The sequence below is a fragment of the Mesorhizobium sp. M0060 genome (assembly GCF_040323155.1).
Lineage (GTDB): Bacteria > Pseudomonadota > Alphaproteobacteria > Rhizobiales > Rhizobiaceae > Mesorhizobium.
In genome coordinates this window covers 1-8,832 of the sequence record NZ_JAMYUP010000114.1, presented here as the reverse complement: position 1 = coordinate 8,832, position 8,832 = coordinate 1, and the positions used below count along the sequence as shown (strand labels likewise).

General features: G+C 63.2%; 10 protein-coding genes. 3 read left to right on the top strand and 7 right to left on the bottom strand.

Features of this window, described 5'->3' with window-relative positions; all coding sequences use genetic code 11:
- Positions 1 to 558: COX15/CtaA family protein (locus NKJ94_RS36575; RefSeq protein WP_352532542.1), on the top strand; the 558-nt coding region annotated here is incomplete at its 5' end.
- On the opposite strand, the gene NKJ94_RS36570 is transcribed toward NKJ94_RS36575, so the two are convergent.
- Genes NKJ94_RS36570 through speB form a run of 3 tightly spaced genes read right to left on the bottom strand, consistent with a single transcriptional unit; the run spans position 548 to position 3,351 of the window.
- On the bottom strand, positions 548 to 1,387 hold the full coding sequence (locus tag NKJ94_RS36570) for an aminoglycoside phosphotransferase family protein (RefSeq protein WP_352532540.1): 840 nt from the start codon (positions 1,385 to 1,387) through the stop codon (positions 548 to 550). The two genes, NKJ94_RS36575 and NKJ94_RS36570, sit on opposite strands and share 11 nt — an antisense overlap.
- Positions 1,388 to 2,314: an N-acetyl-gamma-glutamyl-phosphate reductase gene (argC, locus tag NKJ94_RS36565; protein WP_352532538.1), complete on the bottom strand. Its 927-nt coding sequence runs from the start codon at positions 2,312 to 2,314 to the stop codon at positions 1,388 to 1,390. It lies immediately after the preceding gene.
- Between the two features lie 29 nt (positions 2,315 to 2,343).
- On the bottom strand, positions 2,344 to 3,351 hold the full coding sequence (speB, locus tag NKJ94_RS36560; protein WP_352532536.1) for an agmatinase: 1,008 nt from the start codon (positions 3,349 to 3,351) through the stop codon (positions 2,344 to 2,346).
- A 288-nt stretch (positions 3,352 to 3,639) separates the two neighbouring features.
- Between speB and NKJ94_RS36555 the strand changes: the two genes are divergently transcribed.
- A complete protein-coding gene (locus NKJ94_RS36555; protein ID WP_352532534.1) occupies positions 3,640 to 4,698 on the top strand; it encodes a glycerophosphodiester phosphodiesterase family protein in 1,059 nt (352 codons plus the stop codon).
- Between the two features lie 358 nt (positions 4,699 to 5,056).
- On the opposite strand, the gene NKJ94_RS36550 is transcribed toward NKJ94_RS36555, so the two are convergent.
- Positions 5,057 to 5,935, bottom strand: coding sequence for an aldo/keto reductase family oxidoreductase (locus NKJ94_RS36550; RefSeq protein ID WP_352532532.1), 879 nt, complete (start codon positions 5,933 to 5,935; stop codon positions 5,057 to 5,059).
- 94 nt (positions 5,936 to 6,029) lie between these two features.
- On the opposite strand from NKJ94_RS36550, the gene NKJ94_RS36545 reads away from it, so the two are divergent.
- A complete protein-coding gene (locus tag NKJ94_RS36545; protein WP_352532530.1) occupies positions 6,030 to 6,923 on the top strand; it encodes a LysR family transcriptional regulator in 894 nt (297 codons plus the stop codon).
- A 109-nt stretch (positions 6,924 to 7,032) separates the two neighbouring features.
- Here the strand turns inward: NKJ94_RS36545 and rpsI are convergent, their stop codons facing one another.
- The 3 genes from rpsI to NKJ94_RS36530 form a co-directional block, all read right to left on the bottom strand.
- A complete protein-coding gene (gene rpsI, locus NKJ94_RS36540) occupies positions 7,033 to 7,515 on the bottom strand; it encodes a 30S ribosomal protein S9 (RefSeq protein WP_023717316.1) in 483 nt (160 codons plus the stop codon).
- A 1-nt stretch (position 7,516) separates the two neighbouring features.
- Positions 7,517 to 7,981, bottom strand: coding sequence for a 50S ribosomal protein L13 (rplM, locus tag NKJ94_RS36535; RefSeq protein WP_292654203.1), 465 nt, complete (start codon positions 7,979 to 7,981; stop codon positions 7,517 to 7,519).
- Between the two features lie 214 nt (positions 7,982 to 8,195).
- Positions 8,196 to 8,660, bottom strand: coding sequence for a PaaI family thioesterase (locus NKJ94_RS36530; protein ID WP_352532528.1), 465 nt, complete (start codon positions 8,658 to 8,660; stop codon positions 8,196 to 8,198).
- Positions 8,661 to 8,832 lie beyond the last annotated feature (172 nt).

The following is an 8,832-nucleotide window of genomic DNA, read 5'->3' as shown; positions in this document are numbered from 1 at the left end:
GCGCTGATCTTCACGGCGACAATGGTGGTCGCGCGTGGATTGGCCCCACACTCCGAACCAGCCGCCGACCGCTCGACGCAACGCCTGGCCGGCTTTCTGGTGCTGCTGGCGCTGGTTCAGATCTATCTCGGCGGGCTGGTCGCAGGGCTCGACGCCGGCTCGAGCTACAACACCTGGCCGCTGATGGACGGCAAACTGGTCCCCGGCGACCTGCTTCTGCTAGAGCCGGCATGGCGCAATTTCTTCGAAAACCCGAAGACGGTGCAGTTCGTTCACCGGCTTGGCGCCTACACGATCTTTGTGGTCGCGCTCTGGCACATGATCGCGACACGCCGGCGCTTGCCGGGAACGACACATGCCCGCCGCGCGACGCTGCTGTTCCTGATTGTGGTGGTCCAAGCGTCGATCGGCATCGGCACGCTATTGATGCACGTACCGCTGCACATGGCGCTGACGCACCAAGGTATTGCGCTGGTCCTGCTCGGCTTTGCCGCGGCGCACTGGCGCGGCACCAAGGGCGCTTATCCGCTGCCCCATGAGATTGCTCTCAGAGGCTGAACCGCACCGTCCGAATCGCCGCGGCGATCGCCAGTTCGCGGTTTTCGTCGACCACATTGCGATCTTCATGGTGCCATGCAGCCGACAGGCAGCCATAGGCGATGGCGTGGTCCAATATGGTGGCCGGTGACTGGCGCAGCGTCGCCGCAAAGACTTGCGCCATGTGAGCGATCCGCTGCGGATCAAGGCAGAGATCGTCGCGGTCGAGTGGGTTGTAGAACATGTTGGCCGCGTCGAAGTCGGGGTCGCCGAGAACGCCCTTCGGGTCGATCGCCAACCAGCCGCGCGGACCGCGCATGATGTTGTCGTGATGCAGATCGCCATGCAGCGGCCGCACCTCACGCGGGTTGGCCAGCAGCCGTTCCGCGATCCCAGCGGCTTCGAGATAGAAGCTCCTTTTGCCGGCATCACGGTCGGCCTTCGCCTTTCTGAACAGGCTGGAGAACCGCGCACGCAACGGCTGGAGATCCGGCGGGGCAGGGTGCTTCGACGGTGAGAACAGTCTTGCCATCACCTCCGCCGCGATCGCGGTGGCGGCATTGTCGCCTTGATCCGCAATCACCTGTGACAGCGAGGTTTCGCCGGCATATTCCAGCAGCATGCGATGGCCATCGCGGCCGAGCAGCCGCACTGCCCCTTTGCCGCGTCGCCAGGCGAGGAAATGCTCGCCACGCAACTCGTCCTCAACATCGTCGAAAGGTTTTAGATCCTTGACGATTGCCGGCGAGCTGTCCTCGCGAACAACCTTCCAGATGCAGCCGCTGAACGTTTCGGCGATGAGTTCGGGCGCGCCGACCCTCCAGCGCTTTGGAAATGCCGGCGCATCCATTCAGAGGCCGAGCATCAAATCCATGTTCTGCACGGCAGCGCCCGAGGCGCCCTTGCCGAGATTGTCGTAGACCGCAAGCAGCAGCGCCTGCGCCCTGTCGTCATTGGCAAAGACGTAGAGCTTCATCCGGTTGGTGCCGTTATAGGTCTCCGGATCGATCTCAGGCATGCGTTCCTGATGCAGATACGGCGCCACCTCGACCACGCCGGCATCGATGGAAGCGAAATGATCGGCGATCGCTGCATGAAGCTCGGCGCCGGTCGGCACATGGTCGAGGCCGCCGAGTTGCAGCGGCACCACCGTGATCATGCCTTGCGCGAAATTGCCGACTGCCGGCTGCATGATCGGATCGTGCGAAAGCTTGGCATAGGTCCTGAGCTCCGGCACGTGCTTGTGCTGCAGCGTCAGCCCGTAGGGCAGGAATTCCGGCGCATCCTCGCCCTTGGCGACATAATCCTCGATCATCGGCCGGCCGCCGCCGGAATAGCCGGAAATGCCGTTGACGGTGACCGGAAAATCGGCCGGCAACAGCCCCGCCGCAACCAGCGGCCGCAGCGTCGCGATGGGTCCTTGCGGCCAGCAGCCCGGATTGGCGACGCGCTTCGCCGAAGCGATCTTCTTCGCCTGATCCTTGTCCATTTCGGCGAAACCATATTCCCAGCCCTCGGCGACGCGATGCGCCGTCGAGGCGTCGATCACCTTGGTGGTGTCATTGGCGATCAGCGAAACGCTTTCCTTGGCGGCCGCGTCCGGTAGGCAGAGAATCGCGACATCGGCGGCATTGAGGAACTCGGCGCGCGCTGCCGTTTCCTTGCGGCGCTCGGTCGGGATGGAGATGATTTCCAGGTCGCCGCGCTCGGCAAGCAGCGCCCTGATCTGCAGACCGGTGGTGCCGTGCTCGCCGTCGATGAAGATTTTCGGTTTCATTGCCTGCCTGAATTCCTGTTATCTCAAAGTTATATGCCGCTTGCCTGATTCAATCCGGCAACGCTGTAATTGCCCTGGTTCATTTCCTCGAGCCGGGCCTTTCGTTCGGCCAGCAGCCCGAGATAGTGCATGGCCACCATCGAGCCGGCAATTGCCGTTATATCGGCGTGATCATAGGCTGGCGCAACCTCGACGACGTCGGCGCCGACGATATCGACCTGGTTGATCTGGCGCAGCACCGACAGGATCTTTGCCGAAGACGGGCCTCCCGCGACCGGCGTTCCGGTGCCGGGCGCAAAAGCCGGATCCAGGCAATCGATGTCGAAGGTGACGTAGGTCTTCTTGCCGCCGGTACGGTCGACGATGGCGTAGGCGATGTCGGATGCCCGCATTTCCTCCACTTCATGGCCATACAGGATCTTGATGCCGAAAGTGTCGGGCGCATGGGTGCGGATGCCGATCTGGATCGAGCGGTCGGGGTCGATGATGCCCTCCTTTACCGCACGGCCGACGAAGGAGCCGTGATCGATGCGCTTGCCGTCGTCGGGCCAGGTGTCCTGGTGTGCGTCGAACTGCACCAGGGCCAGCGGCCCATGGATGGCGGCATGCGCCTTGAGCAGCGGCCAGGTGACGAAATGGTCGCCGCCGAGCGATAGCAGGAAGGCGCCGGATTTCAGGATCTTTGCCGCCTCGCGCTCGATCGTGCCGGGCGTCTTCTGGTGGTTGCCGCTGTCGAGCAGGCAATCGCCATAATCGACCACGGCGAGATGTTCGAACAGATCGCGCGAAAACGGATATTGCGGGTCGTTGTCGAGGATCGCCGAGGCGCGGCGGATCGCCTGCGGTCCGAAACGCGCGCCCGGCCGATTGGTGACCGCGGCGTCGAAGGGAATGCCCCACACCACCGCATCGGCGCCCTTCACGTCCTTCGAATATTTGCGCCGCATGAACGACAGCGCGCCGGCATAGGTCGGCTCGAACGACGCACCCGTCCTGGAGCGGGTGGTGAAGGCGTGATCGATGGTTCTTGGCGGCATGAAGCGATCTCCTGTGCGTCGACGCGCAACCTTATTGGACATAATTCTCAGAATTGCGACTCCTTCGGAGAACCACGACCATTCGAGCCCGGTCACAAATTCTTGCTTGCCAGGCGAGCTCCGTATGGCTGGCCGGGAGATTGCCTGGCAAGCAACCGAAAGTAGCCGCCAACGGCTGCTTCGGCCGGCGCTGATCTGAATTTTCCAGCGTTTGCGAAGCCGGCTTCGTTCACCGGGGTGTCACGAGCGTCGCTTAACCGGGTGTCGATCCGGTACGGAGCGATTCTCATGCGAACGACTTGGCTGAGCCTTCTGCTTTCCGTCGCGCTGACGGTCCCACTTGGTTATGCGTCGGCAGGCGAAACGCGCGCCAGGCAGATACTCGACCGCTTCGAGCATGCCAACCGATGGCGCGATCATGTGATGGTGGCCGCGCACCGCGCCGGCGGCATGCAGGCCGGCAAGACGCTCTATCCCGAAAATTCGATCGCCGCCATCGAGGCGTCGATCGCAATGGGCGCCGAAATCGTCGAGGTCGATATCAGGCGCTCGAAGGACGGACAGTTCGTCGTCATGCATGACAGTTGGCTCGACCGCACCACGACTTGCAAAGGTGAGGTCGACAAGCACACATTGGCCGAACTCAAGACGTGCCGGTTGGTGATCGAAGGCACCGGCGCCGTTACGGGCGAGACGGTCTCGACGTTGCGCGAGCTGTTGATGGCGACCAGGGACAAGATCCTCATCAATCTCGACAACAAGCTCGATACCGAAAGCCTGACCGGCATGGTCGCGGTCGCGCGCGACCTCGGCATGGCCGAACAGGTGATCGTCAAGGAGAACCTGTGGGATGCGGAGAGGATCGCCACGGTTGCGGCCGCCATGGACGCGATCGAGGGCGGCTTCCAGTTCATGCCGATCATTGCCGACGATGCGGTTCACGACGCGATGTTTGCCGAAAAAGTCAGCCGGGCGTTCCCGGTGCGGGCGATCGAACTGATCAATTGGCGGGCCGGCGCCGAGACACTGACCGAGACCGGCGGCCCGCTGTTCAGCCCGCGCATGCGCGCGATCGCCGTGAGGGGCGACTGGCACATCTGGGCCGACACCTATGCCATCGTCAACAAGCCGGGCGGCTTCCTCGCTGGCGGCCGCGGCGACGAGCTGGCGGTCGCGGCCAGCCTGCCGCGCGAGACTTATGGCTTCTGGGTCGAGCGAGGCGCCACTATCATCCAGACCGACGAACCGAATGCCGCCATCGGTTGGCTGGCGGCGAACGGTTTTCGCGTGCCCTATGCCGGTGAGAAGCGCCCGGCCGAGCCGGCCAACACGGCCAGCATCAATTAGACCGGCGCGGCGAGAATTGCGGTCTCCCTCTTGTGGGGAAGATGCCCGGCGGCAGAGGAGGACGCTGTCCCGCCGACCCCAGGCCGGCAGCGCCAACTTTCGAAACCCAGAAACAGAAACCCGCCACGGTGGGCGGGTCGTCGGCGCCAATCAGCACCATACCCAGATTAGTAGCATAGCTGCCGGCACAAAGCAAGAACAAAATGTGGCGTTGTGGCAGAAAAATGCGACTATCCTTCAGCGCCTCGGTTGTCCGCCTGCAAGGTCGCGCGCCTTGGCGCCCTTTCTGTCCTGCCGGCCATCTCCTCCGCAAGGGAACCCACTTGGGGGAGATTGGCTCGTCACCGCCTTCGGTAATCTACCCGCAGGCCGCCATTGCCACACTATCCAGCTCCTTGACGACATCGTCCGACAGTTCGAGGTCGGCAGCGGCGAGGTTTTCTCGCAGATGTGCGACGGAAGACGTGCCGGGAATCAGAAGAATGTTGGGCGCGCGGCGAAGCAGCCAGGCGAGCGCGACCTGCATGGGCGTGGCGTCGAGGCGCGCAGCGACCTCGGACAAGGTCGACGACTGCAGCGGGTTGAACCCGCCGAGCGGGAAGAACGGCACATAGGCGATGCCATCGCGGGCCAGATTGTCTATCAAGGCATCGTCGCCTTGGTGCGCCAGATTGTACTGGTTCTGCACGCAGACGATCTTGCAAATCCTGCGACCTTCCGCGACTTGCGCAGCGGTGACGTTGCTCAATCCGATGTGACGCACCAAACCTTGTCGCTGAAGCTCGGCGAGTGCCGTCAGCGGCGCTTCGATCGATCCTTCGGCGGGGCCATGTGCGTCGAACATGATCCGAAGGTTGACCACTTCCAGCACGTCGAGCGCGAGATTGCGCAGATTGTCGTGCACCGCCTGTGTCAGCTCTTCTGCCGAGAAGGCCGGTAGCCATGAGCCATCCGTGCCGCGTCGGGCACCGATCTTGGTGACGATCATGAGGTCGCCGGGATAGGGTGCGAGCGCTTCGCGGATCAACAGGTTGGTGACGTGCGGGCCATAGAAATCGCTGGTGTCGATGTGATTGACGCCTTGTGCAACGGCTTCGCGCAGCACGGCCAATGCCGCGTCGTGATCCTTTGGTGGGCCGAAGACGCCTGGCCCTGCGAGCTGCATGGCGCCGTAGCCGAGCCGTCTCACTTTGCGGTCGCCGAGGATGAATGTGCCGGACTGGTCGACGCTGGACATGGTCTTTCTCCTTCAGGGATGGTGCACAGATAGACGCTGTCCGATCTCATGATAATTGGCTACAATTCGCACGGGCTGTGCGGAATGACGAACAATGCAGATTGATCTCGGGGATCTGAACGCCTTCGTGGCCGTAGCGCGCGCCAAAGGCTTTCGCGATGCGGCACGCGCCAGCGGCGGCAGTGCGTCCGGCTTGAGCGAGGCGGTGCGCCGCCTCGAGACGCAGCTCGGTGTCAGGCTGCTCAACCGGACGACCCGCAGCGTCGTCCTGACCGAAGCCGGCGAAGGCCTGCTGGCGCGGCTCGGTCCTGCCTTGACCGAGGTGGAATCGGCCCTCGACGTGGTGAACGGCTTTCGCGACAGGCCGGCAGGTACGTTGCGCCTCAATGTGCCGGTCAGCGCGGTGCGGCTGGTCCTGCCCAGCATCGTCCCGCGGTTCCTTGCCGCCTATCCCGGCATCCGGCTGGAGGTGGTCGCCGAGGAGAGCTTTGTCGATGTGCTGGCGGCCGGCTGCGACGCCGGCATCCGCTATGACGAGCGGCTGGAGCAGGACATGATCGCCGTGCCGATCGGACCGCGCGTGCAGCGCTTCGCCACCGCCGCCAGCCCTGCCTACCTGGATCGTCATGGCCGGCCGCAACACCCGAGCGACCTGCTCGGCCACGCCTGCCTGCGCGGCCGCTTTGCCAGCGGTGCGATGCCGCCGTGGGAATTCGAGCGCGACGGCGAGGTGGTGCGGGTCGACCCGACGGGGCCGCTTCTCGTGACCCTGGGCGGGGCGACTGACCTCAAAGTCGATGCAGCCGTCGCCGGCACCGGCATCATCAGTCTGTTCGAGGATTGGCTACGCCCTCACTTCGAGAGCGGGGCGCTCGAACCGCTGCTTGAGCCCTGGTGGCAGAGCTTCTCCGGGCCGTTCCTTTACTATCCCGGCCGGCGCCTCGTGCCGGCGCCGTTGCGGGCGTTCATTGACTTCATCAAGGCCTGAAGTCTGCCACGATGCGAGCGAGCCGCGCCTGCCGCCGGTGATTGGTGCCGCCATTCATAGAAAAGGCCGCCGGAGGCGGCCTTTTCGTCTTCTGAAAGCTGCGCTGCGCTTAACGCTTGGAGAACTGGAAGGAGCGGCGGGCTTTCGCCTTGCCGTACTTCTTGCGCTCGACGACGCGGCTGTCGCGGGTCAGGAAGCCGCCCTTCTTGAGCACGGCGCGCAGCGCCGGCTCGTAATAGGTCAGCGCCTTGGAGATGCCGTGGCGCACGGCACCGGCCTGGCCGGAAAGGCCGCCGCCAATGACGGTGGCAACGATGTCGTACTGGCCGGCGCGGTTGGCGGCGATGATCGGCTGGTTGAGGATCATCTGCAGCACCGGACGCGCGAAATATTCGGCGAACACCTTGTCGTTGACGACGATCTTGCCGGAGCCGGGCTTCACCCAGACGCGGGCGATGGCGTTCTTGCGCTTGCCGGTGGCGTAGGCGCGGCCCGATTTGTCGAGCTTCTGGACATGGACGGGTGCTGCCGGCTGGGTGTTGGTGTTGCCGGTGGCAGTTCCGAGTTCTGCGAGCGAGGAAAGCTCAGCCATCTTACGAAACCTTCTTGTTCTTGGCGTTCAGCTTGGCCACGTCGAGGGTGACGGGCTGCTGGGCGACATGCGGATGTTCCGTGCCTGCATAGACGCGGAGATTCTTCATCTGGCGACGGCCGAGCGGGCCACGCGGGATCATGCGTTCGACGGCCTTTTCGACGACACGCTCGGGAAAACGGCCCTCAAGCAGCTGGCGCGCGGTGCGTTCCTTGACGCCGCCGGGGTGGCCGGTGTGCCAGTAATAGACCTTGTCGGTGAACTTCTTGCCGGTGAACACCACCTTGTCGGCATTGATGACGATGACATTGTCGCCGTCGTCGACATGCGGAGTGAAGGTGGGCTTGTGCTTGCCGCGAAGATGATTGGCGATGACAGTGGCGAGACGGCCGACGACGAGACCCTCGGCGTCGATCAGCACCCACTTCTTCACCACATCCGCAGGCTTCTGCGAAAAGGTTGCCATGGATTGTTGCTTTCGGTTCGGACCTTCAAAAGAAGGCGTTTCTTGTTGCTTGGATTGGCGAAAGGCACTTGCCCGTCGCCAATAACAAAACGGCGGCCTTTGCGGGCCGCTGTTCCGTGAGGGCTTATAGGAGAGGGCGGCGACTACGTCAAGGCGCATGAAAAGCTAGCTCTGGGGTAAAATCAAGCAAAAACAATGATTTGAGCAGAAGGTATTATTTTACCACATCTCCAATCCGCTTCGGCGGGATCGAATAGGTTCCCGTCGCGTGCGCTACCGTGTGTCCCTCCGGCCCGGCGACGATGTCGATATCGAATACCATCAGGCTTCTGCCGAGCTTGAGGATGCGGCAATGGCCATCGATCGGCCCGGCCTCGGCCTTGCGGACGAAATTGATGTTGAGACTGGTGGTGACCGAAAGAGCATCCGGCCCGGCATGCGAGAGCACGCAGACATAGCCGCCTATGTCGGCCAGCGTGAACAGCGAGGAGCCCGACACGGTGCCGCCGGGGCGCAAATGGCGCTCGTCGGCATTGAGCCGCACGATGCAGCCGCCTGGAAACACCTCCACCGCCTCATAGAAGGTGAACTGGTCGTTGAGTTGCGGGAAAACGGTCGCCATCAGCGCGTTGACGTCGGCAGCGGTCAGCACCGGCTTGAGATTGCTTTGGGCAGGCATGTCGGTCCCTCGTTTGCGCCTGCCTGTATGAGCGCAGCGTGCCGTTTCTGGCAACAGCCACTCATTATGGCAGAAGCGGAAGAGGGGAGTTGGACGAAGCGAGACGGCATACTAGATTCTGTCTCTTGGACAGAGCTGCGGCTGCGGACGATGTAGAGGGTGTAGATGTCGG